Annotated in this window: 18 protein-coding genes and 1 tRNA gene; 6 read left to right on the top strand and 13 right to left on the bottom strand. The window is 72.5% G+C overall.

What is annotated here, in order from left to right; genetic code table 11:
- Positions 1-103: 103 nt before the first annotated feature.
- The 6 genes from rho to argS form a co-directional block, all read right to left on the bottom strand.
- Complete coding sequence (gene rho / locus QWY29_RS15400; protein ID WP_300961899.1) at positions 104-2,110, bottom strand: transcription termination factor Rho; 2,007 nt, start codon at positions 2,108-2,110, stop codon at positions 104-106.
- A 398-nt stretch (positions 2,111-2,508) separates the two neighbouring features.
- Positions 2,509-3,414 carry a homoserine kinase gene (thrB, locus tag QWY29_RS15395; RefSeq protein WP_300961898.1) on the bottom strand — a complete coding sequence of 302 codons (906 nt, stop codon included), beginning with the start codon at positions 3,412-3,414 and terminating at the stop codon, positions 2,509-2,511.
- Positions 3,411-4,502: a threonine synthase gene (gene thrC / locus QWY29_RS15390; RefSeq protein WP_300961897.1), complete on the bottom strand. Its 1,092-nt coding sequence runs from the start codon at positions 4,500-4,502 to the stop codon at positions 3,411-3,413. Before thrC ends, thrB begins: the two co-directional genes overlap by 4 nt.
- Complete coding sequence (locus QWY29_RS15385) at positions 4,499-5,818, bottom strand: homoserine dehydrogenase (RefSeq protein ID WP_300961896.1); 1,320 nt, start codon at positions 5,816-5,818, stop codon at positions 4,499-4,501. Before QWY29_RS15385 ends, thrC begins: the two co-directional genes overlap by 4 nt.
- Positions 5,818-7,218, bottom strand: coding sequence for a diaminopimelate decarboxylase (gene lysA / locus QWY29_RS15380; protein ID WP_300961895.1), 1,401 nt, complete (start codon positions 7,216-7,218; stop codon positions 5,818-5,820). The genes QWY29_RS15385 and lysA overlap by 1 nt, the downstream gene beginning before the upstream one ends.
- Positions 7,219-7,231: 13 nt before the next feature.
- Positions 7,232-8,887: an arginine--tRNA ligase gene (gene argS, locus QWY29_RS15375; RefSeq protein WP_300961894.1), complete on the bottom strand. Its 1,656-nt coding sequence runs from the start codon at positions 8,885-8,887 to the stop codon at positions 7,232-7,234.
- A gap of 87 nt (positions 8,888-8,974) precedes the next feature.
- Here argS and QWY29_RS15370 point away from each other — a divergent pair.
- Positions 8,975-9,050, top strand: a tRNA-Arg gene (locus QWY29_RS15370).
- Between the two features lie 319 nt (positions 9,051-9,369).
- Positions 9,370-10,812: a hypothetical protein gene (locus tag QWY29_RS15365; protein WP_300961893.1), complete on the top strand. Its 1,443-nt coding sequence runs from the start codon at positions 9,370-9,372 to the stop codon at positions 10,810-10,812.
- A gap of 368 nt (positions 10,813-11,180) precedes the next feature.
- On the opposite strand, the gene QWY29_RS15360 is transcribed toward QWY29_RS15365, so the two are convergent.
- Entirely contained in the window at positions 11,181-12,113 is a 933-nt protein-coding gene (locus tag QWY29_RS15360; protein WP_300961892.1) for an LCP family protein, read from the bottom strand.
- Positions 12,113-12,742 carry a hypothetical protein gene (locus tag QWY29_RS15355; protein ID WP_300961891.1) on the bottom strand — a complete coding sequence of 210 codons (630 nt, stop codon included), beginning with the start codon at positions 12,740-12,742 and terminating at the stop codon, positions 12,113-12,115. The genes QWY29_RS15360 and QWY29_RS15355 overlap by 1 nt, the downstream gene beginning before the upstream one ends.
- Positions 12,743-12,953: 211 nt before the next feature.
- Here QWY29_RS15355 and QWY29_RS15350 point away from each other — a divergent pair, with 211 nt between their 5' ends.
- From QWY29_RS15350 to QWY29_RS15340, 3 genes are all read left to right on the top strand, one after another.
- Entirely contained in the window at positions 12,954-16,766 is a 3,813-nt protein-coding gene (locus QWY29_RS15350; RefSeq protein WP_300961890.1) for a multifunctional oxoglutarate decarboxylase/oxoglutarate dehydrogenase thiamine pyrophosphate-binding subunit/dihydrolipoyllysine-residue succinyltransferase subunit, read from the top strand.
- Between the two features lie 99 nt (positions 16,767-16,865).
- Positions 16,866-17,042: a DUF6104 family protein gene (locus QWY29_RS15345; RefSeq protein WP_166193936.1), complete on the top strand. Its 177-nt coding sequence runs from the start codon at positions 16,866-16,868 to the stop codon at positions 17,040-17,042.
- A gap of 16 nt (positions 17,043-17,058) precedes the next feature.
- Positions 17,059-17,712: an acetoacetate decarboxylase family protein gene (locus tag QWY29_RS15340; protein WP_300961889.1), complete on the top strand. Its 654-nt coding sequence runs from the start codon at positions 17,059-17,061 to the stop codon at positions 17,710-17,712.
- 170 nt (positions 17,713-17,882) lie between these two features.
- On the opposite strand, the gene QWY29_RS15335 is transcribed toward QWY29_RS15340, so the two are convergent.
- From QWY29_RS15335 to QWY29_RS15325, 3 genes are read right to left on the bottom strand one after another with little or no spacing between them, the layout of a single operon-like run.
- On the bottom strand, positions 17,883-18,110 hold the full coding sequence (locus QWY29_RS15335) for a hypothetical protein (protein ID WP_300961888.1): 228 nt from the start codon (positions 18,108-18,110) through the stop codon (positions 17,883-17,885).
- A gap of 37 nt (positions 18,111-18,147) precedes the next feature.
- Positions 18,148-19,314: a fatty acid desaturase family protein gene (locus QWY29_RS15330; RefSeq protein WP_300961887.1), complete on the bottom strand. Its 1,167-nt coding sequence runs from the start codon at positions 19,312-19,314 to the stop codon at positions 18,148-18,150.
- A 47-nt stretch (positions 19,315-19,361) separates the two neighbouring features.
- Positions 19,362-20,441, bottom strand: a complete 1,080-nt coding sequence (locus QWY29_RS15325; RefSeq protein ID WP_300961886.1) for a ferredoxin reductase — start codon at positions 20,439-20,441, stop codon at positions 19,362-19,364.
- A gap of 158 nt (positions 20,442-20,599) precedes the next feature.
- Between QWY29_RS15325 and QWY29_RS15320 the strand changes: the two genes are divergently transcribed.
- The gene (locus QWY29_RS15320; RefSeq protein ID WP_300961885.1) at positions 20,600-21,241 is read left to right on the top strand and encodes a TetR family transcriptional regulator; all 642 of its coding nucleotides are present in this window, start codon (positions 20,600-20,602) and stop codon (positions 21,239-21,241) included.
- 45 nt (positions 21,242-21,286) lie between these two features.
- On the opposite strand, the gene QWY29_RS15315 is transcribed toward QWY29_RS15320, so the two are convergent.
- Together QWY29_RS15315 and QWY29_RS15310 are read right to left on the bottom strand one after the other, a co-directional pair.
- Positions 21,287-21,973, bottom strand: a complete 687-nt coding sequence (locus QWY29_RS15315) for an SDR family oxidoreductase (protein ID WP_300961884.1) — start codon at positions 21,971-21,973, stop codon at positions 21,287-21,289.
- Positions 21,970-22,938 (bottom strand): zinc-binding dehydrogenase, encoded by a 969-nt coding sequence (locus QWY29_RS15310; protein WP_300961883.1) that lies wholly within the window; start codon positions 22,936-22,938, stop codon positions 21,970-21,972. The genes QWY29_RS15315 and QWY29_RS15310 overlap by 4 nt, the downstream gene beginning before the upstream one ends.
- Positions 22,939-22,961: the final 23 nt, after the last annotated feature.

Here is a 22,961-nt window from a genome sequence, read left to right as displayed (position 1 = left end):
GTCGGCCCCGTCCGTGCCGGCTCAGCCTACGGGGTCCGGCCCCGCGGCGACGCGGGGTTGCCGAGATCGGCTCGGCCACCCCGCGTCGGGCGCCCAGGACGCCTCAGTCCTCGGCGCCGGCGGCCGGCGTCGTCTTCTGCACCTGCATGAGGAACTCGATGTTCGTCTGGGCCTTGCGCAGCCGCTCCAGCAGCAGCTCGAGGGCCTGCTGGTTGTCCAGGTTCGCCATCACCCGGCGCAGCTTCCAGATGATCGCGAGCTCCTCCTTCGACAGCAGGAGCTCCTCGCGACGGGTGCCGGACTGCACGACGTCGATCGCCGGGAAGAGGCGCTTCTCGGCGAAGTCGCGACGCAGCCGGATCTCCATGTTCCCCGTGCCCTTGAACTCCTCGAAGATGACCTCGTCCATCTTCGAGCCGCTCTCGACCAGCGCCGTGGCGAGGATCGTCAGCGAGCCGCCGTTCTCGATGTTGCGCGCGGCGCCGAAGAACCGCTTCGGCGGGTAGAGCGCGGCCGCGTCGACCCCGCCGGAGAGCAGGCGACCGCTGGCGGGCGCCGAGAGGTTGTAGGCACGACCCAGGCGGGTGATGCCGTCGAGCAGCACCACGACGTCGTGGCCGAGCTCGACGAGGCGCTTGGCCCGCTCGATGGCGAGCTCGGCGACCGTGGTGTGGTCGGCCGGCGGGCGGTCGAAGGTCGAGGAGATGACCTCGCCCTTGACCGAGCGCTCGAAGTCGGTGACCTCCTCGGGCCGCTCGTCGACGAGCACGACCATCAGGTGGCACTCGGGGTTGTTGGTCGTGATCGAGTTGGCGATCGACTGCAGCACCATCGTCTTGCCGGCCTTCGCGGGCGAGACGATGAGGCCGCGCTGGCCCTTGCCGATCGGCGCGGCGATGTCGATGACCCGGCCGACGAGGTTGTCCGGCCCGGTCTCCAGGCGCAGCCGCTCGTCGGGGTAGAGCGGGGTCAGCTTCGCGAACTCCACGCGGTGCTTGCCGGCCTCCGGGTCCGCCCCGTTGACGCTGTCGACGCGCACCATCGGGTTGAACTTCTCGCGGCGCTCGCCCTCGCGGGGCTGGCGCACCTGGCCGACGATCGCGTCGCCGCGGCGCAGGCCGAACTTCCGCACCATCGACAGCGAGAGGTAGACGTCGTCCGGCCCCGGCAGGTAACCGCTGGTGCGCACGAACGCGTAGTTGTCCAGCACGTCGAGGATGCCCGCGGCGGGGACGAGCACGTCGTCCTCGAGGATCGTGGTGTCCGGCTCGCCCCGCTGCCCGCGCGTGCGGTCGCGGTCACGCCCGCGGCGCCGGCGGTTGCGGCCGGTGCCGTCGAGGTCGTCGTCGTCGCGGTCCTGGCCGCGATCCCGGTCCCGGTCCTGGTTGGCGCGGTCCTGGTTGCGCTCCCGGTCACGCTCGCGGTCGCGCTCGCGCTGGGCCTCGCGGTCGCGCTCGCGCTGGGCCTCGCGGTCGCGCTCGCGCTGGGCCTCCCGGTCGCGCTCGCGCTGCTGGTCGCGCTGCTGCTGGTCGCGGTTCTGGTTCTGCTGCTGGTTCTGGTCCCGGTTCTGCTTGCCCTGCTTGCCGTCCCGGTCCTGGCGGTCGCGCTGCTGGTCCTGCTGGTCCTGCTGCTGGTCCGCCGAGCCGTCCTGCTGGTCGCGCTGGCGCTGGCGCTGGCGGTCCTGGCGGCCGCGACGACGCTCGCCGTCCTGGGCCGGCTGGTCCTGCTGCTCCTGGGCCTGGTCCTCGCTCTGGTCCTGGCGCTGGTCGGCCTGCTGCCCGCCGGTGTCGGCCTGGGCCTCGCGCTGGGCGCCGCGGGAGCGACGGCGTACCGGCGTCTCGGCGGGAGCCTCGGAGGTCGACTCGGCCGCCGGCTCGGACGGGGCCTGGGCGTGTGCAGCTGCCTCCGGCGCGGGCGCCGCGGCGGCCGGACGACCGCCGGCCTGGGCGCCCTTGATCGCCTCGACGAGCTGGACCTTCTTCATGGTGCTGGCGCCTGCGATGCCCATGCCGTCGGCCATCGACCGCAGGTCGGCGATCAGCATCGAGCTGAGCCCACCTCCGCGCTTGCGGGCCGCTCCGCCGGAGGTGGGTTCGATCGTCTCGGTCACGTGAGGGGGGTCCTTCCCACGTCGTCGTGCCGGGGCCGCTTCCCGCGGTCGACCGGCTGCTCGTCAGGGCTCCCGGCTCCCGACCCGGCGTCACCGGCAGGCGAGGACGGATCGGTACGCGGAGGATCTCCGCGACGAACGAGAGGGAGTGGTGGCACCCGGCGGGTCCGGACTGGCCCGGGGATCACGATCGGGTGCACGCCTGGTGGTACGGCGCGCGGTCAATGTACCACCAGCCCGGACGGCCGGTCCGGGCCCTCGGCGGCTCGGCGCGGCGCGAGATTCATCGGCTGGCCGATGAAGCTGTCGGTGGGCCGCTGAAGCTTCATCGTCCCACCGGTAGTTCCAGCGGCCAGCCGATGAAGCTTCCCGCGGCCCGCCGGAGCGAGCGGGACGCGTCAGTCGAGGACGCGCGCACCGTCGGTGCTGACGGCCAGGACGTGGGCGGCCCAGCCGCGGGGACAGCGGTCGAGCAGGCGCTGGCCGCCGGCCGGCCCGTCGACGAGGGCGAGCACGGTCGGCCCGGCGCCGGAGACGACCGCGGGCACGCCGTCGGCGCGGAGGGCGTCGACGAGGGCGAGCGAGGCCGGCATGGCGGGCCGGCGCTGCTCCTGGTGGAGGTAGTCGCGGGTGGCGCGCAGCAGGTGCTCGGGCCGGCCGGCCAGGGCCGCGACGAGCAGTGCCGTGCGGGCGGCGTCGGCGGCCGCGTCGGCGTGCGGGACCTGGCTGGGCAGCAGCCCGCGGGCGACCTCGGTGGAGACGCCGTCCGGCGGCACGAAGACGACCACGGCGACCCGGGGGTCGACCGGCGAGGCGACGGTCCAGAAGCCATCGTCGTCGTGGCCGGAGATCGTGAAGCCGCCGTGCAGCGCGGGCGAGACGTTGTCGGGGTGGCCCTCCATCCGGGCGGCCAGCTCGAAGAGCGTCGGGTCGTCGAGCACCAGCGTGCCGCCGGCGACCAGCGCCCGGGCCAGGACCAGCCCGCCGACGATCGCGGCCGAGGACGACCCGAGCCCGCGGGCGTGCGGGACGACGTTGGTGCAGCGCAGGCGCAGGCCCGGCGGCTGCCCCCCGAGCGCGCCGAAGGCGGCACGCATCGCGGAGACGACCAGGTGCGACTCGTCGAGCGGGACCGAGCCCTCCCCCGCACCGACCACCTCGACGACCAGGCCGTCGCCGACGACCTCGCCCTCGAGCTCGTCGCGCAGGTCCAGGGCGAGCCCGAGGCTGTCGTAGCCGGGGCCGAGGTTCGCCGACGTGGCCGGCACGGTCACCCGCACCGGCCCCGTGACGAACGAGGTCACCGCAGGCCGGCGGCCTCGGCCGCCGCGGTCACGTCGGCGTCGATGACGGTGTCGACGACGCTGTGGCCGCTGGCGGCGAAGCCCTCGAGCGCGGTCGCGGTGTCCTTGAGACCGTGGCCGGTGACCGTGACGGCGACCGTGCTGCCGGCGTACGACGTGCCGCCCGCGAGCTCCTGGAGCATCCCGGCGATCCCGGCCGCGGAGGCGGGCTCGACGAACACGCCGTCACGCGCGGCGAGCTCGCGCTGGGCGGCGAGGATCGCGTCGTCGCTGACCGCGGCGAACCGTCCGCCGGACTCGTCGCGCGCCGCCTCGGCGAGCTTCCACGAGGCCGGGTTGCCGATCCGGATCGCGGTCGCCTTGGTCTCGGGGTCGGGGAACGGCTCGCCGGTCACCAGCGGCGCCGCACCCTCGGCCTGGAAGCCGCGCATGACGGGCCGCTTGGTGGCCATGCCGAGGTCGGCGTACTGGTTGTAGCCGAGCCAGTACGCCGAGATGTTGCCGGCGTTGCCGACGGGCAGCAGGTGGTAGTCGGGCGCGTCGCCGAGGAAGTCGACGATCTCGAACGCCGCGGTCTTCTGGCCCTCGAGGCGGACCGGGTTGACCGAGTTGACCAGCGCGACCGGGTAGTCCCAGGCGAGCTGGCGGGCCAGCGCGAGGCAGTCGTCGAAGTTGCCGCGCACCATGACGACCTGGCCGCCGTGCATGATCGCCTGCGCCATCTTGCCCGCGGCGATCTTGCCCTCCGGCACGAGCACGAGCGGCTTGAGGCCGGCCTTCGCGGCGTACGCCGCCATGGACGCCGACGTGTTGCCGGTCGAGGCACACACGACCGCCTCGGCGCCGTCGGCCTTGGCGACCGAGATCGCGGCGGTCATGCCGCGGTCCTTGAACGACCCGGTGGGGTTGTTGCCCTCGACCTTGAGCCACACGTCGGCGCCGGTCAGGCCGGAGAGCCACCCGGAGTGGACCAGCGGCGTGCCGCCCTCGCGGAGCGTGACCGCGGGCGTGCCCTCGGGGATCTCCAGCAGGTCCCGGTACTCCTCGATGACCCCGCGCCACTGGTGCGTGGCGGTGCGCGTGCTCACTCCTGCTCCCCTTCCACCCGCATGGTCGAGGTGACCTCGCGGACGATGTCCATGCCCCGCAGGTGCTCCACGGTCGCGCTCAACTGTGCGTCGGTCGCCTCGTGGGAGACCACCACGAGCTGGGCGTCGTCGTCGCGGCCCTCCTGGCGGACCGTCTGGATCGAGACGCCGTGCTCGGCGAAGGCCGCGGCCACGGCCGCCAGCACGCCGGCGCGGTCGTCGACGTCGATCGCCACGTGGTAACGCGTCCGGGTCTCCCCCATCGGCAGCACGGCCCGGTCGGCGTACGCCGACTCGCCGGCGCCGCGGGTCCCCGCGAGGCGGTTGCGGGCCACCGTCACCAGGTCGCCGAGGACCGCGGACGCGGTGGGCGAGCCACCGGCGCCGGGGCCGTAGAACATGAGCTGGCCGGCGGCCTCGGACTCGACGAAGACCGCGTTGTAGGCCTCGCGCACCGACGCCAGCGGGTGCGAGCGCGGGATCATCGCCGGGTGGACGCGGACGGCCACGGCCTCCTCGCCCTGGTCGTCGGCGCGCAGCTCGCAGATCGCCAGCAGCTTGACGACCGCACCCATGTCGCGGGCCGACTGCACGTCGGCCGCGGTGACCTCCGAGATGCCCTCGCGGTGCACGTCGGAGGCGGTGACGCGGGAGTGGAACGCCAGCGAGGCGAGGATCGCGGCCTTCGCGGCGGCGTCGAAGCCCTCCACGTCCGCGGTCGGGTCGGCCTCGGCGTACCCCAGCTCCTGGGCCTCCTCGAGCGCCTCGGCGAAGCCGGCGCCGGAGGTGTCCATCTTGTCGAGGATGAAGTTGGTGGTGCCGTTGACGATGCCGAGCACCCGGGTCACGCGGTCACCGGCCAGCGACTCGCGCAGCGGCCGCAGGATCGGGATGGCGCCGGCGACGGCGGCCTCGTAGTAGAGGTCGCGGCCGGCCTTCTCGGCGGCCTCGAACAGCGTCGGACCGTCCTCGGCGAGCAGCGCCTTGTTGGCCGACACGACGCTGGCGCCGCTCTCGAGCGCGGCCAGGATCAGCGAGCGCGCGGGCTCGATGCCGCCGATGACCTCGACCACCAGGTCGACGTCGTCGCGGGTCACCAGGCCCGTCGCGTCGGTCGTCAGCAGGTCGGCCGGCACCTCGACCTCGCGCGGCGCGTCCAGCCGGCGCACCGCGACGCCCGCCAGCTCGACCGGCACGCCCACCCGGGCCGCCAGGTCGTCGGCCTGCTCGAGGAGCAGCCGCACCACCTGCGAGCCGACCGAGCCACAGCCGAGCACCGCCACCCGCAACCCGTCGGGTCGCTTGTCGCCCTCCATCACAGATCACCCACGTCAGTCGCCAATAGGTCGTCCTCAGTCTCCCGCCGGACGAGCACGCGCGACGCACCGTCCCGCACCGCGATCACCGGCGGCCGCAGGAGGTGGTTGTAGTTGGAGGCCATCGAGCGGCAGTAGGCACCCGTCCCGGGCACCGCCACGAGGTCGCCGGGGGCCAGGTCGCCGGGCAGGAACTCGTCCTTGACCACGATGTCGCCGGCCTCGCAGTGCTTGCCCACCACGCGACCCAGCACCGGCACGGCGTCGGAGCGGCGCGAGGCCAGCGTGCAGGAGTAGTCGGCGTCGTAGAGCGCGGTGCGGATGTTGTCGCTCATCCCGCCGTCCACCGAGACGTAGGACCGCGAGGCGCCGCCGTCGAGGCTCACCTGTTTGACGGTGCCGACCTCGTAGACCGTGCACACCGACGGGCCGACGATCGCGCGCCCCGGCTCGATCGAGAGCGCCGGCTGCGCGATGCCGAGCGCGCGGCACTCGTGCTCGACGATCTTGGTCATCTCGGTCGCCAGCTGCGCGGGGTCGGCCGGGTCGTCCTGGGTCGTGTAGGCGATGCCGAAGCCGCCGCCGAGGTCCATCTCCGGCATCTCCACGCCGAGCTCCTCCGACACCCGCGCGTGCAGCGCCAGCACCCGGCGCGCGGCCACCTCGAAGCCCGAGGAGTCGAAGATCTGGCTGCCGATGTGGGAGTGCAGCCCCCGCAGCTCGAGCGCCCCGGCGGCCGCCACGCGGCGTACGGCCTCGAGCGCGTCGCCGGCGGTGATGGAGAAGCCGAACTTCTGGTCCTCGTGGGCGGTCGCGATGTACTCGTGGGTGTGCGCCTCGACGCCGGCGGTCACGCGGACCATCACCCGCGCGGTCGCACCCTCCTCGGCCGCGATCCGGCCCAGGCGCTCGATCTCGGCGAACGAGTCGACGATGACCCGGCCCACGCCGTTGCGCACCGCGCGGCGCAGCTCGGCCTCGGACTTGTTGTTGCCGTGGAAACCGACCCGCTCCATCGGGAAGCCCGCCCGCTCGGCGACGGCCATCTCGCCGCCGCTGCAGACGTCGAGCGAGAGGCCCTCCTCGGCCACCCACCGGGCGACGGCGGTGGAGAGGAACGCCTTGCCGGCGTAGTAGACGTCGTAGACCGCGAACGCGTCGCGGAAGGCACGGGCGCGGGTGCGGAAGTCCTGCTCGTCCAGGACGTACGCCGGGGAGCCGTGCTCGGCGACCAGGTCGGTCAGCGGCACCCCGCCGACGGTCAGCACCCCCGCGTCGTCCTTGTGCGCGGTGGTCGACCACAGCTGCGGGACCAGGTCGTTGGGGTCGGCGGGCGTCCGCAGCCACGACGGGCCGCGGAACGCTCCGGGCGCGTGGGCCCAGCCTGCTTCGTGGGTCATCGGGTCCTCGTCCTCACATGCGCTCGGGGGCGGACACGCCGAGGAGGCCCAGGCCGTTGGCCAGGACCGTGCGCGTCGCCTGGACCAGCAGCAGGCGCGCCCGGTGCAGGTCGGTGGTCTCCTCGTCGCCCATCGGCAGGACGCGGCAGCTGTCGTAGAAGCGGTGGTAGGTGCCGGCCAGCTCCTCGAGGTAGCGGGCCACCCGGTGCGGGCCGCGCAGCTCGGCGGCCGCGGTCACCACCCGGGGGAACTCCGCGAGGGCGCGCAGCAGCACGCCCTCCTTCTCGTGGGTCAGCAGCTCGGGGTGCGAGGCGGCCTCGACACCGAGGTCGGCGGCGTTGCTCAGCAGGCTGGAGACCCGGGCGTGGGCGTACTGCACGGTGAAGACCGGGTTGTCGTTGGTCGCCCGCGCCCACAGGTCCAGGTCGAGGTCGATGTTGGAGTCGGAGCTGTAGCGCGCCAGCGCGTAGCGCGCGGCGTCCACCCCGATCGCCTCGACCAGGTCGTCGATGGTGACGACCGTGCCGGCCCGCTTGGACATCCGCATCGGCTGCCCGTCGCGCACCAGGTTGACCATCTGGCCGATGAGGATCTCCAGGTTGGTGCCCGGCTGGTCGCCGAAGGCGGCGCACATGGCGTTCATCCGGCCCACGTAGCCGTGGTGGTCGGCGCCGAGCATGATCAGGCAGCGGTCGAAGCCGCGCTCGCGCTTGTCGAGGTAGTAGGCGAGGTCGCCGGACAGGTAGGCGCCCTGTCCGTCGGACTTGATGACGACACGGTCCTTGTCGTCGCCGAACTTCTCGGTCGCCAGCCAGACGGCGCCGTCCTGCTCGTAGACGTTGCCGAGCTCGCGCAGCCGGGCGACGGCCCGGTCGACCGCGCCGCTCCTGTGCAGCTCGTCCTCGTGGAAGAAGACGTCGAAGTCCACGCCGAAGTCGTGGAGGCTCTTCTTGATCTCCTCGAACATCATGTCGACGCCGACCGCGCGGAAGACCTCCTGCGCCTCCTCGTCGCCCAGCCCGAGCACGTCGGGGCGCTGGTCGAGGATCGCCCGCGCGATGTCGTGGATGTACTGCCCGCCGTAGCCGTCCTCCGGCGTCGGGTCGCCCTTGGCGGCCGCGAGCAGCGAGCCGCTGAACCGGTCGATCTGGCTGCCGTGGTCGTTGAAGTAGTACTCGCGGGTGACCTCGGCGCCGGTCATCGTGAAGATCCGCCCCAGGGCGTCGCCGACGGCCGCCCACCGCACGCCGCCGATGTGGATCGGGCCGGTGGGGTTCGCCGAGACGAACTCGAGGTTGATCCGCTCCCCGCGGAACGCGTCGGAGGCGCCGTACCGCTCCCCCGCCGCGACGATCTCCGCCGCCACCTGGCCCTGGGCGCCGGCCTCGACGGTGATGTTGAGGAAGCCCGGGCCCGCGACGTCGACGGCGCCGATGCCGTCGGCGGTGCGCAGCTGCTCGGCCAACATCTCGCCGAGGGCGCGCGGGTTGGTGCCGGCCTTCTTCGCCAGCTGCAGCGCGACGTTGGTCGCGTAGTCGCCGTGGCCCTTCTGGCGGGGACGCTCGACCGTGACCTCGCTGGGTACGCCGTCGGGCAGGGCGAGGGAGCCCTGCTCGACGAGGGCCGTCAGGCCGTCGACGATGGTCGTGGAGAGCTGCGCCGGAGTCACCGACCCAGGGTATCGGCGGGCACCGGTTTCCTCCGCACGGCCGGGGGCGGGTACGGTTCCCCCGCACGTCGGCACGTCCGCGACGATGCCTCCGTAGCTCAGGGGATAGAGCACTGGTTTCCGGTACCAGGTGTCGCAGGTTCGAATCCTGCCGGAGGCGCCACCAGCACCACCCGGCCCCACCCGGCCCCACCCCGCTCCACCCAGCACGGCCTCCCGCTCAGCGGGGGGCCGTTCGTCGTTCCCGCCCTCCTGTGTGGGTGCGGACGGCCAGGTCTAGACCCCTGCGGCCGGCAGGCATGACCGACGTAACAAACGCGCACGCTCCCCGTTGCAGGCGTGAGGCGGCTTCCCCGGGCCGTCTCTCGGAGGGCAGGCCCCGGCTGGTCCCCCGGCAACGGACCCCTGCGGTCCCGCCACCAGGATCCGACGTCGCCCGGCCGGGGAGGGTCGAGCGGCGCGAGCTACGAAAGCAGGAAAGCGTGAACAAGACCCTGAGCAGGGCGATCGCGGTCACCGCGGTCAGCGCGGCCGGCCTCGCCGGCACCCTCGCCGTCACCCCCACCGCCACCGCCGAGACCGGCGCTCGTGCCGCCGTCGCCGCGCCCGCCGGCAAGCTGACCGACTCCGGCCGCCTCGAGAAGACCGGCTTCGGCTACAAGGCCGACGTCTTCGGCACCAAGCTGCTGCTCGAGGGCGTCGAGCTCCGCGCGCTCAAGGGCGGCTACGCCCAGCAGCGCTGCACCACGATGGCCGGCCGCGTGGCCGAGAAGAAGTCGATCCTCGCGCCCCTGGACGAGATCACCGACGGCCTCCTGCCCGAGGGCCTCATCGACCTCTCGGTCACCAAGCAGACCTCCGAGACCTACAAAAGCGGCAACCGCACCGGCGTCCGCGGCGTCAGCACCGTCGGCGACGTGACCATCGGCGGCCTCGAGCTGCCCGGCATCGGCAAGCTCCCCAAGCTCAAGATCGAGGGCCTGCAGTCGGTCGCCGACGCGTTCCACGCCAACGGCAAGTTCGGCCACGAGGAGTCCTTCGGCTTCAAGGGCATCTCGCTGGACTACTCCGGCTCGGTCGTCGAGGGCACGCCGCTGGCGATGCTGCTCGACATCCTCAACCAGGTCACCGCGCCGGTCTCCCAGATCGTCAACCAGGTCATCGGCCTGCTCCGGAGCCTCGGCCCCGGCGGCATGATCGAGATCCCGGGCCTCGGCGGCATCGGCCTCGGCGCCTCGACCGGCAAGGCGAGCGGCAAGCAGGGCATCTCCGAGGCGTACGCCCTCAAGGTGCTCATCAACGCCACCGGCAACAACACCATGCTGCAGCTCGGTCGGGCGCGCACCGCCATCTCCAAGGCCGGCCCCGCGGGCGTCTTCCGCGGCACCGCCACCGGCGCGAACATCCTCGGCGACATCCCGCTGCTCAACGTCGGCAACCTCGGCCAGCGCTCGATCCCCTGCGGTGGCACCGACGGCAAGATCCAGACCACCAAGGCCGCGAACTACAAGCTGCTCGGCGGCCTGGTCAACGTCACCGGCGTGACCTACAAGACCATGGGCGCCTACGGCAACGGCAAGGCCGCCCGCGCCCTCATCGGCACCGACCTCGGCACCATCACGGTCCCCACCCTCGGCCTCGAGGTGAAGGGTCTCTCCTCGCTGGTCAACCTCAAGCGCACGGCGAAGTCGGCCAAGGTCAAGCCCACGGTCACCACGAAGTACCTGCAGATCAGCCACAACGGCAAGCCCGTCACCCTCAAGGCCGGTGACAGCTACGACCTGGGCGACGACAACTTCCTGAACTTCCGGAAGCTCTTCGACCGGACCTTCCACGGCACCGGCGTCCACGGCCTGCAGCTCAACCTCGCGGGCATCGGCCTGCTCGACCTGGCGTCGTCCTCGGGCCGCATCTTCCCCCGCTGACGCACCACCGCTCCACCTGCTCGACCTGATCCACGGCACACCGGGCCGGTCCCTCCCCAGGGGCCGGCCCGGTCGCCATTTCGCCCCGGGTACGCCGCGCGGGTCGGGGCCGGAGGCGGACGACGGGCGGGCAGGCCCGGTCGTGGTTGGGTCTGGCGGGCCGGAGCGAGGCACGAGCGCAGGCCTGGTAGACCGGGTCTGCCCGTCCGGCGGGAGCCGCAGGCCCCGACCACCACCCCGGGCCAGCCGTAAGGGGCACAGGCCACAGTCGGCTCACTGGGTCTCGTCGACGTTCGGTTTCGAGACAGGCGCTGCGCGCCTTCCTCAACCCACCGGCCAGGGCTCGCTGCTCGACCAGCGGTGGGCGGTCAGCAGCCCCGCAGGGCGGCGTCGGCGCGGGCCGCGGCGCCGTAGCGGCGGGCCTGGGCCACGTTGGGGCGGACGATGGAGGCGCTGCCGACGTTGCCGATGGAGCCGCCGACGACGCAGGTGGTGACCTTCGCGGGGTCGACGTGCGCGAGCGCCCGGGCGAAGCGGAACAGCTCGCCCGGGGGCAGGTCGGTGTGCAGGTGCTCCAGCACCGTCAGCACCCCTCGCTCGATGAAGCCGGGCTCGTCGGCCCGCGCGCGGACCGCCTGCTGGATGCCCCGCAGGACGCGCTGCTGGTTGGCGGACCGGTCGAAGTCGCCGCCGGCGAGGGTCTTGCGGATCCGCGAGAACGCCATGGCGCCGTACCCGTCGAGCTTGATCCGGCCGCGGGCGAAGCCGAGCGGCTTGAGGTTGTCGTCGGAGAAGCGGCGCGGGTTGCGGACGTGGATCCCGCCGATGTCGTCGACCATGTCCTCGAAGAACGGGAAGCGGGTCACGAAGACGTAGTCCGGCTGCACGCCGACGAGGTTCCCGACGGTGCGCCCCATGAGGCCGGGGCCGCCGTAGGTCAGGGACGAGTTGACCCGGCCGTGGCCGTGTCCAGGGATCGGCACCCACGAGTCGCGGGGCAGGCCGATCGCGACCGCGGAACCGGTGCGGGTGTTGAGGCCGACCATCTGGATCGCGTCGCCGCGCGAGCGCAGCATGTCCTCCCCCGGGCGCGCGTCGGAGCCGACCGCCAGCACCCAGAGCACGTCCTGGTCCCGGACCGCGACGCCGTCGGCGCGCTCGACCTTGACCAGCGCGACCTCGGTGCGGTGGACCGCGGCGTCGGGCACGACGACCGCCGCCACGGCGAGCACGAGGCCGAGGACCCCGACGCGCAGGGCGCGCCGCAGCCCGGTGGGCAGACCGATGGGCACGGTGGTCATCAGGACCTCCCTCGGGAGACGTCGTAGCCGAAGACCTGCCAGCCGCCGTTGCGCCAGGTCAGGTAGAGCCGGCCCTGCACACGCTCGCGCCGCTCGACCCTGCCCCGCGTCTCGAAGACCAGCAGCACGCGAGCGGTCACCGCCTCGGGACGGCCGCGGACGGCGAGCACGTCGAGCACGAGCTCGCGGCGGCGTACGTCGACGTCGCTGATGCGTCCGGCGAGGGCGACGTTGGTCATCAGCCGCAGGTCGCGCCGGGCCTCGGCCTTCGCGCCGCTGCTGAAGCCCGGGAACGCCTGGCGGAAGCCGCCGACGCGCGGGAAGTCCCCGCCGACGTACGCCGCGTCCAGCCACCCGTCGACGACGCGGCCCACCGAGCGCTTGAGGTTGCGGCGGCGCTCCGCGTCGAGCCGGCCGGTCACCTCACCGATCGTCACCGTCGTCGGCAGCGCGGAGGTCGCGGAGCGGACGACGGCGGCCTCGCGGTGGACCTCCGGGCGCTGGTCGGCAGCGGGCTCGGGGGCCTCGGAGCAGGCCGCGAGGCCGAGGCCCAGCGCGAGCGTCGCGACGACGGCCGGGAGCCGCCGTCCGGGGCGCCGCGACCCGCGGTCGCGGGGGGTCGGGGACATCGTTGGTCCGCTCCCTGGAGTGTTGTAAGTCGATCGGTCCGGCCCATGTTCACCCGGGTCCGGTCTGGTCGTGCAACCGGCGGCGGTGTGGATCCGGTCATACCCTGCCCCAGAGGCGACCCTGACCGGCGCATTTGCTTCGGTGGGGGACTAGCCTTGGTTCCCGACACCCCACCCCCGCGCGCTCACTTGGGAAGAGGCGAAGCAAGTCGTGCCGCAGTCCTCTGGCAACCAGTCCTCCGAACGATCCACCGGCTCGGAGCCACCCGCTGACTTCGGAGCCAACGAGTGGCTCGTCGAGGCCATGCACGAGCAGTACGAGAAGGACCCGGGGAGTGTCGACCCCGAGTGGGCGGACTACTTCCGCAGCGGGGGCAGCAACGGGTCCGCGAACGGGTCGAGCAACGGCTCCCCGAACGGCTCGAGCAAGGGCGCCTCGGTGACGACGGCGCCGGCGCCGGCGCCGGCGAAGAAGGCTGAGCAGCCCGTGGGCAAGAAGGCCGAGCCCCAGGCCGAGAAGGCTGAGAAGCCCGCCGAGGCCAAGGCTGAGAAGAAGGCCGAGAAGAAGGCCGAGCCGAAGGCGACCCCGCGCCCGCAGAGCAAGGCCGCGGAGCCGGCGAAGGGCACCTCCTCACCGGAGCCCAAGGAGAAGCAGCCCGCCGACCCGGCCACGGCCAGCGACGAGCCGACGTACAGCTCGCTGCGCGGCATCGCGGCGGCCACGGCGAAGAACATGGACATCTCGCTGTCGGTCCCGACGGCCACGTCCGTGCGCAACATGCCGGTCAAGCTGCTGTGGGACAACCGGATCGTCATCAACGGCCATCTCGAGCGCGCGCGCGGCGGCAAGGTGTCCTTCACCCACCTCATCGGCTTCGCGATCGTCAAGGCGATCAAGGCGCTGCCGGCGATGAACAACACCTACGACGAGGTCGACGGCAAGCCGACCATGGTCACGCCGGCGCACATCAACCTCGGCCTGGCCATCGACCAGGTCAAGGCCGACGGCAGCCGCCAGCTGGTAGCCCCCTCGATCAAGGCCTGCGAGTCCATGGACTTCGCGCAGTTCTGGACCGCCTACGAGGAGATCGTCCGCAAGGCGAAGAACAACAAGCTGACGATGGAGGACTACTCCGGCACGACCGTCAGCCTCACCAACGTCGGCGGCCTCGGCACGAACAACTCCGTGCCGCGCCTGATGAAGGGCCAGGCCGCGATCATCGGCGTCGGCTCGATGGACTACCCGCCGGAGTTCCAGGGGGCGTCGGAGGAGACGATCTCCCGCAACGCCATCTCGCGGATCATGACGATGACCTCGACCTACGACCACCGCGTCATCCAGGGCGCGCAGTCGGGCGAGTTCCTCGGCCAGGTCCACAAGTACCTGCTGGGCCAGGACGGCTTCTACGACGAGATCTTCCGCTCGCTGCGCATCCCCTACGAGCCGATCCGCTGGAACGCCGACGTGTCGGCGTCCCACGACGACGAGATCGACAAGCAGGCCCGGATCCTCGAGCTGATCCACGCCTACCGCGTGCGCGGCCACCTGATGGCCGACACCGACCCGCTGGAGTACCGCCAGCGCAGCCACCCGGACCTGCGCATCGAGTCCCACGGCCTGACCCTGTGGGACCTCGATCGCGAGTTCCCCACCGGCTCCTTCGGTGGCGAGGGCCGGCGCTTCATGAAGCTGCGCCACATCCTCGGCACGCTGCGTGACTCCTACTGCCGGACCACCGGCATCGAGTACATGCACATCATGGACCCCGAGCAGCGGCAGTGGATCCAGGAGCGCGTCGAGCAGCCGCACCAGAAGCCGCCGCGCGAGGAGCAGCTGCGGATCCTGCTCAAGCTCAACCAGGCCGAGGCCTTCGAGACGTTCCTGCAGACCAAGTTCGTCGGCCAGAAGCGCTTCTCCCTCGAGGGTGGCGAGACCACGATCCCGGTCATCGACGAGATCTGCGAGGCCGCCGCCCAGGCCGACCTCGACGAGGTCGCGATCGGCATGGCCCACCGCGGTCGCCTCAACGTGCTGGCCAACATCGTCGGCAAGAAGTACTCCCAGATCTTCCGGGAGTTCGAGGGCAACATCGACCCGCGCACTGTCCAGGGCTCCGGCGACGTGAAGTACCACCTCGGCGCCGAGGGCGAGTTCGAGGCCGGCTCGGGCCACAAGATCAACGTGTCCGTCGCCGCGAACCCCTCGCACCTCGAGGCGGTCGACCCGGTGCTCGAGGGCATCGCGCGCGCCAAGCAGGACGTGCTGGACCGCGGCGCGGAGTACCCCGTGCTCCCGCTGCTCGTCCACGGCGACGCGGCGTTCGCCGGCCAGGGCGTGGTGGCGGAGACGCTCAACCTCTCCCAGCTGCGCGGCTACCGCACCGGCGGCACGATCCACGTGATCGTCAACAACCAGGTCGGCTTCACGACCTCGCCGGGCTCCTCGCGGTCCTCGCTGTACGCCACCGACGTGGCGCGCATGGTGCAGGCGCCGATCTTCCACGTGAACGGCGACGACCCCGAGGCCTGCATCCGGGTCGCGCGGCTCGCCTTCGAGTACCGCCAGGCGTTCAACAAGGACGTCGTCATCGACCTCGTCTGCTACCGCCGCCGCGGTCACAACGAGGGCGACGACCCGTCGTACACCCAGCCCCTCATGTACGACCTGATCGAGCAGAAGCGCTCGGTGCGCAAGCTCTACACCGAGTCGCTCATCGGTCGTGGCGACATCACGATCGAGGAGGCCGAGCAGGTCCTGCGCGACTACCAGCAGCAGCTGGAGCGGGTCTTCACCGAGGTGCGCGAGGCCAGCACGCAGCCCTCGGAGTGGACGACGGTGCCGGACTACCCGGACAAGCCCGCCGGCGAGGCGAGCACCGCGATCTCGCAGGAGGTCCTCAAGCGGATCTCGGACGCCTACACGACCCCGCCCGACGGCTTCACGGTCCACCCCAAGGTGATGCCGCAGCTGCAGCGCCGGGCCCACGCGATCACCGACGGCCCCATCGACTGGGGCACCGGCGAGATCCTCGCCTTCGGCTCGCTGCTGATGGACGGCCGCCCGGTCCGCCTGGCCGGCCAGGACTCGCGCCGCGGCACGTTCGTCCAGCGGTTCGCGACGATCATCGACCGCACCAACGCCGACGAGTGGACCCCGCTGAGCTCGCTCACCGAGGACCAGGCGAAGTTCCACGTCTACGACTCGCTGCTCTCCGAGTACGCCGCCCTCGGCTTCGAGTACGGCTACTCCGTGGCCCGTCCCGAGGCGCTCGTGCTGTGGGAGGCGCAGTTCGGCGACTTCGTCAACGGCGCACAGACCGTCATCGACGAGTTCATCACCGCCGGCGAGAGCAAGTGGAACCAGCAGTCCGGCGTCGTGCTGCTGCTGCCGCACGGCTACGAGGGCCAGGGCGCGGACCACTCCTCCGCGCGCATCGAGCGGTTCCTCACGATGGCCGCCGACGAGGCGTTCGTCGTCGCGCAGCCGAGCAGCCCCGCGTCGTACTTCCACCTCCTGCGGCACCACTCGCTGGGTGAGCGGCACCGCCCGCTGATCGTCTTCACGCCGAAGTCGATGCTCAAGCGCAAGGAGGCCGCCTCCCAGCCGGCGGAGTTCACCGAGGGCACGTTCCGCCCGTTCATCCCCGACGCGAACGCCGACCCGGAGAAGGTCGACACCCTGCTGCTGTGCTCGGGCCGCGTGACCTGGGACCTCATGGTCGAGCGGGCCAAGCAGGAGCAGGCGGAGCGGTTCGCCATCGGCCGCATCGAGCAGCTCTACCCGCGGCCGATCGACGACATCAAGGCCGAGATCGCCCGCTACCCCCACCTCAAGGAGGTCCGGTGGGTGCAGGACGAGCCGCGCAACATGGGCCCGTGGCCGCACTACCAGCTCAACGTGTGGCCCGAGGTGGACGCGAAGGTCGTGCCGGTGACCCGGCCGGCGTCCTCCTCCCCCGCCGTCGGCACCGTCAAGCGCCACCAGGCGGAGCAGAAGGAGCTGATGGGCCAGGCGTTCGCCTGACCCGAGGCATCCCAGCAATATCGAGGCATCCGAGGTGGCCCGCGACCGGTGACGGCGCGGGCCGTCTCGCGTCGGAGGACCGAACACGAGGAGGCGACGATGTACTTCACCGACCGCGGCATCGAGGAGCTGGAGCGGCGGCGCGGCGACGAAGAGGTCACCTTCGCGTGGCTCGCCGAGCAGCTGCAGGCCTTCACCGACACCCACCCGGAGTTCGAGACCGCCGTCGAGCGTCTCGCGACCTGGCTGGCGAGGCTGGACGACCCCGAGGACTGACGCGAGGATGGGGCGCATGACCGAGACGTCCTCCCCCACCTCCCCCGCCGCGACCAGCGCCCCGGCCTACCCCGCCGCTCCGTGGCAGATGACCGGGTCGCTCTTCCTCTCGCTCTTCCGCGTGCCGACGAAGGTCGACGACTCCCGCCCGGCCGGGGTGTACGGCGCCGCGTTCGTCTCCTACGAGGAGCCGAGCCCGCTCACCTACTCCGAGCTGCTGGTCGCCCGCCCGGTCAAGGCGCCCGGCTCGCGGGGCCGCCGGGTGAGCATCACCGACATCTGGGTCGACTCCCCCGCCTCCGTCGCCGGCGGCCGCGAGCTGTGGGCGATCCCGAAGGGGCTGTGCGACTTCCAGCTGGAGTCCGAGCACCGCGGCCCGTTCGCCCGCACCGAGTGGAGCGCCTCCCTCGAGCGCCGGCCGATCGCGAGCGCGCGGTTCACCGACGCCGCCCGCATCGCCCCGCGGACCCCGTTCAAGGGCCAGACCTTCCAGCCCGGCATCGAGGACACCGACGGCGAGGACCGCCGCGCGACCCTGCAGGGCTCCTCGCGCGCCATGCCGTGCTGGGGCGCCTGGGAGTTCGACCCCGACGGCCCCCTCGGCTGGCTCGCCGGCCGCCGCGCCATCGCGTCGTTCCGCATGCGCGACTTCCAGATGTCCTTCGGCTGACACCTGCCCCCGGCTCCTGCCGAAGTACTGCACGAAGTCCCACCGGCGACCACGTCTGCGCAGGTCGCCGGTGGCCGACGGCGACTTCGTGCAGTAGTTCGGCGCCCAGGACGGAGCGAGAGACCCTGCGCACGTCGCTGGGTCTCGACACGCTCAGCCAGCGGGGCGGGTCAGGCCTCGGGCAGCCCGGGGCGGTCGTCGGGCGATTCGAGGGAGGCGCGGCGGGCGGCGTCGCGGAGCTCGAAGACGTCGGTGGCGAGCCCGCCGAGCGCGCCCGCGACGTCGCGGACCGCGCGGGTGAGGATGGTGGCGACCTCGCCGACGGTGGTCGCGGTCGCCTCGACCGCACCCTGCACGGCGTCCTTGCGGATCTCGGCCTTGCTCAGGTGGTCCTTCATGGCACCAGTGTGACCCAGCGGGGCGGGGCGCCGCCGCTCAGGCGGCGGCCGCCTCGGCCGGGGCCGGCGTCTCCGTCGCCTCGTCCCGCTTGCGGTCGGGCAGGGCGAAGCGGCAGATCTTCCGCGCCACGCTGAACAGCTGCTTGCCGAGCGGGCCGGTGTTGTAGGGCAGGTCGTAGCGCTCGCAGATCTCGCGGACCTCCTCGGCGACCTGCGGGTAGCGGCGCGCCGGCAGGTCGGGGAAGAGGTGGTGCTCGATCTGGTGGCTGAGGTTGCCGGTCATCAGGTGGAAGAGCTTGCCGCCGGTGATGTTGGCCGAGCCGAGGAGCTGGCGGAAGTACCACTGGCCGCGGCTCTCGTCCTCGCACTCCTCCTGGGAGAAGGTCGCGACGCCCGCCGGGAAGTGGCCGCAGAAGATGATGTTGAACGCCCACACGTTGCGGACCAGGTTGGCCGTCGCGTTGCCCGCGAAGGTCAGCGGGAACAGCGGGCCGGTCAGGGCCGGGAAGAGCAGGTAGTCCTTGACCGCCTGGCGCTTGACCTTGCGCATGATACCGGCGTGCAGGGCCTTGTTGTCCTCGAGCTTGCGCTTGCCGGCGACGAGGTTCTCCACCTCGAGGTCGTGCATCGCGACGCCCCACTCGAAGAAGACCATCAGCAGGAACGCGTAGAGCGGGTTGCCGAGGTAGTAGGGGTGCCACGGCTGGTCCTCGTCCATCCGCAGGACGCCGTAGCCGATGTCCCGGTCCTTGCCGAGGATGTTGGTGTAGGTGTGGTGGATGTAGTTGTGGCTGTACTTCCACTGCTCGCTGGGGCACACGTTGTCCCACTCGTACATCCGCGAGCTCAGGCCGGGGTCGCCCATCCAGTCGTACTGGCCGTGCATGACGTTGTGCCCGATCTCCATGTTGTCGAGGATCTTGGAGACGCTGAGCGAGGCGACGGCCAGCGGCCAGGCCGGCGGCAGGTAGAACAGCGCGCGACCGGCGATCTCGAAGGCGCGCTGGGCCTTCACGACGTTGCGGATGTACGCCGCGTCGTCCTCGCCGAGCTCGGCCAGCACGCGCTGGCGGATGGCGTCCATCTCCTCGCCGAACGTCTCGAGCTGCTCGGGCGTGAGCCGGCCGAAGATCGTGCGGGTCGCCTCGGCGGGCCCGCTCTCGGGCGCCTCGGGGGCGGTGGTCTCGTCGTGCAGGGCGGTCATGGTGTTCCTCTCGTCGGGTGCGGAGGTGGTCGGGAGGTCGGGGTCGCTCAGAGGTCGACGGTGCAGTCGCCGACGGGGGCCGACACGCAGATGCGGACGTCCTCGTCGGGCAGCGAGGACTCCTCGCCTGTCAGCACGTTGCGCACGGTCCCCTCGCTCTTGCGGGAGACGCAGGAGAAGCAGATGCCCATCCGGCAGCCGGACTCGGGCGTCAGGCCGAGCGCCTCGGCCTGGTCGAGCAGGGTGGCGCCGGTGTTGGCGCCGGTCGCGCCGGAGCGGCTGAAGACGACGTCGCCCTCGGCCGCGTCGGACCCGGCGACCCGCGGCGGCTTGAAGTACTCCAGGCGCAGCGCCGGCGAGTCGGCGTACGCCCCCTGCACCGCCTCGATGAGCGGCGCGGGGCCGCAGGCCCAGGTGGGGACGTCGCGGTAGCCGGGGACGTGCCGCTCGAGGTACGCCGGCGACAGCGCCGGGTCGCCCAGCTCGGGGTGCAGCAGCCGCACGTCGATGCCGTGGCCGGACCGGCGCACCTCGTCGAGCTCGTCGGCGAAGATCTGGTGCTCGGGGCTCTGCGCGTAGTGCAGGAACGTGACGTGGCCGCGGTGCGTGCGCCGCTGCAGCGAGCGGAGCATCGACATGACCGGCGTGATGCCGGAACCGCCGGAAATCAGCAGGATCCGCTCGGGCACGGCGTCGGGGAGGACGAACTCCCCCTGGGCCTGCGAGAGGTGGACCATCGTCCCGGGGCGGGCGCGCTCGACGAGGTAGCGCGACACGAGCCCCTCGGGGTTGGCGCGCAGGGTGATCTGGAACCGGTCGCCGGGGCGGCTGTCGGGGCTGGAGATGGAGAAGACGCGGGTGGTGCGGCGAGCGCCGTCGATCTCGACGCCGACCTGGACGTGCTGGCCGGCGCGGTGGCCCTGCCAGGTCGAGGTCGGCTGCAGGGTGATCGTCGCGACCGGCGGGTGGCCGGGCACGTCGACCTCGCGGCGCACGTCGACGACGCGTGCGCGCACCTCGTGCGCGGCCCACATCGGGTTGACGAGCTCGAGGTAGCGGTCGACGCCGTGCGGCGAGGTGAGCGCGGCGAGCGTGCGGCTGCGCAGGACGGAGGTGGCGAGCCCCATGAGGTTGCTCCTTCGTGGGTGGCACGAGTTCGGTGAAAGACTTCGGTGAACGACTGTGCACCCACAGCATCCCGACCGAGCCCGCGGCTGGTCAAGGGAACGGCGGGTGAGGGTGCACACACGTCCACCGACGGTGTGACGAGGGCTACGATGGAGGGGTGACGGAGACCCGGGTCGAGCGCAAGGAACGCACGCGCCGCGCGATCCTGGACGCCGCCCTGCACCTGTGCGAGGACAGCTCGCTGGTCGCCCTCTCCCTGCGCCAGGTCGCCAAGGAGGTCGGCATCGTGCCGACCGCGTACTACCGCCACTTCGAGTCGATCGAGGCACTCGGCCTGGCGCTGGTCGACGAGTCGTTCGTCTCCCTGCGCGCGATGCTGCGCGACGTGCGCCGCGGCGACGGCGCCACCGGCGGGGCGGCCGGGGGCTACGCGGGCATCGTCGACTCCTCGGTGTCGATCCTGGTCGAGCACGTCCACCAGCAGCGACAGCACTTCCGCTTCATCGCCCGCGAGCGCGCGGCCGGTCCACTGTCGGTCCGCGAGGCGATCCGCCACGAGATCGAGCTGTGCGAGCGCGAGCTGGCCACCGACCTGGCCCGGCTGCCCGGCACCGAGGAGTGGTCCGGCGACGACCTGCGGGTGCTCTCGAACCTCATCGTCACCGCGATGGTCGCCACCGCGGAGTCGATCCTGGCCGTCTCGGGCCGACCCGACGTGGAGAAGCAGCTCGCCGAGAACGCCCGCACCCAGCTGCGGATGGTGCTCGTCGGCGCGCTGCACTGGCGCTCCAAGCCCTGACCCGACGACGCTCGCCGGACGGCCCCGGCCAGCAGGGCACCGGGGTCAGCGGGGCTTGACGACCACCTCGGGCACGACGGCGTCCTCGGGCAGGTCGAGCACGTGCAGGACCAGGTCGGCGACGGTGTCGGCGCGGACCCAGGCGGAGGCGTCGTACTCCTTGCCCTCCTGGCGGTGCACCTCCTCCTGCATGGGGGTGGCGGTGCGGCCGGGGAAGACCGACGTGACCCGGACGCCGTGGCCGGACTCCTCGGCCCGCAGGGAGTCCGCCAGGGCCCGCAGGCCGTGCTTGGAGGCGGCGTACGCGCCCCACTGGGGGTTGGCGGTGATGCCGGCGCCGGAGTTGACCAGCACGACCGCGCCACGGGCGGCGCGCAGCGCCGGCAGCGCCAGCCGGGTCAGCACGGCCGGGGCGACCAGGTTGACGGTCAGCTGCTCCTGCCAGGTCGCGGTCGACAGGTCCGCGACCGGGCCGAGGCCGACGACCCCGGCGGCGTGGACGACCGAGTCGAGCCGGTCGGGCAGGGCCAGGTCGTCGAGGGTCTCCGGGTGCGCGAGGTCGGCGGTCACCACCGCCGCACCGGGGTACGCCGCCGCCAGGTCGCCCGCGCGCCCCTCGTTGCGGGCGAGGAGCACGAGGAGGTCGCCGCGCTCGTGCAGCCGGCGGGCCACGACCGCGCCGATGCCGGAGCCCGCGCCGGTGACCAGGTGTGTCCGCGTCGGGCCGCTCACAGCGTGAACACCACCTTGCCGAAGAGGTCCCCGCCGGCCATCGCCTCGAAGCCGGCACGCGCGTCGGTCAGCGGCAGCACCCGGTCGACCAGCGGCCGCACGCCGGTGGCGTCGAGCATCGCCACGAGCGCGGTCAGCTCGTTGCGCGTGCCCATCGTCGAGCCGATCACCCGCAGCTGCCGGTAGAAGATCCGGGTCAGCTCGGCGTCGTCGGGCTGCGCGCCGGACGTGGTGCCGGAGACCACGATCGTGCCGCCGGGGCGCAGCGAGCGCACCGAGTGCGACCAGGTCGCGCGGCCGATGGTCTCCATCACCGCGTCGACCTTGACCGGGAGCCGCTCGCCGCTGGCGTACACCTCGTGCGCCCCGATCTCCCGCGCGCGCTGCCGCTTGGCCTCGTCGCGGCTGGTGGCGAGCACCCGGATGCCGGCGGCCCGGGCGAGCACGATCAGGGCCGTGGCGACGCCGCCCCCGGCGCCCTGCACGAGCACGGTCTGGCCGGGCCTGCAGCGGCCCTGGGTGAAGAGCATGCGGTACGCCGTCAGCCAGGCCGACGGCAGGCAGGCGGCCTCCTCGAAGGACAGCGAGGCCGGCTTGGGCACGAGGTTGCGGCGCGGGACGACGATCGTCTCGGCGAAGGTCCCCCAGTGCCGCTCGGAGAGGATCGCGCGGTCCGGGTCGAGGGTCTCGTCGTCGGCCGCACCGGGGTCACCGATGACCGCGTGGACGACGACCTCGTTGCCGTCCTCGTCCACGCCGGCGCCGTCGCAGCCCAGCACCATCGGCAGCGCCTCGGCCTTGATCCCGACCCCGCGCAGGGTCCACAGGTCGTGGTGGTTGAGCGCGGCGGCGCGGATGCGCACACGCGCCCACCCGTCGGGGACCGCGGGCTCCGGCTGCTCCCCCACCACCAGGGCGGAGAGCGGGTCGTCGGGGGCGAAGCGTTCGGCGTAGACGGCGAGCACGGCGGCCCGGTGCCCTCTCCGGT

It is taken from the genome of Nocardioides abyssi, assembly GCF_030412915.1.
Taxonomy (GTDB): Bacteria; Actinomycetota; Actinomycetes; order Propionibacteriales; family Nocardioidaceae; genus Nocardioides; species Nocardioides abyssi.
Note: the sequence above shows the minus strand (reverse complement) of the source record. Positions and strands in the feature narration are given on the sequence as shown.

What these genes read in the sequence shown, in the direction of transcription:
- QWY29_RS15360 (WP_300961892.1), bottom strand. Translation starts at nt 12,113, where the DNA reads ATGACCACCGTGCCCATCGGTCTGCCCACCGGGCTGCGGCGCGCCCTG.
- QWY29_RS15385 (WP_300961896.1), bottom strand. Translation starts at nt 5,818, where the DNA reads ATGGAGGGCGACAAGCGACCCGACGGGTTGCGGGTGGCGGTGCTCGGC.
- QWY29_RS15335 (WP_300961888.1), bottom strand. Translation starts at nt 18,110, where the DNA reads ATGAAGGACCACCTGAGCAAGGCCGAGATCCGCAAGGACGCCGTGCAG.
- QWY29_RS15340 (WP_300961889.1), top strand. Translation starts at nt 17,059, where the DNA reads ATGACCGAGACGTCCTCCCCCACCTCCCCCGCCGCGACCAGCGCCCCG.
- lysA (WP_300961895.1), bottom strand. Translation starts at nt 7,218, where the DNA reads ATGACCCACGAAGCAGGCTGGGCCCACGCGCCCGGAGCGTTCCGCGGC.
- QWY29_RS15325 (WP_300961886.1), bottom strand. Translation starts at nt 20,441, where the DNA reads ATGGGGCTCGCCACCTCCGTCCTGCGCAGCCGCACGCTCGCCGCGCTC.
- QWY29_RS15345 (WP_166193936.1), top strand. Translation starts at nt 16,866, where the DNA reads ATGTACTTCACCGACCGCGGCATCGAGGAGCTGGAGCGGCGGCGCGGC.
- QWY29_RS15355 (WP_300961891.1), bottom strand. Translation starts at nt 12,742, where the DNA reads ATGTCCCCGACCCCCCGCGACCGCGGGTCGCGGCGCCCCGGACGGCGG.
- QWY29_RS15330 (WP_300961887.1), bottom strand. Translation starts at nt 19,314, where the DNA reads ATGACCGCCCTGCACGACGAGACCACCGCCCCCGAGGCGCCCGAGAGC.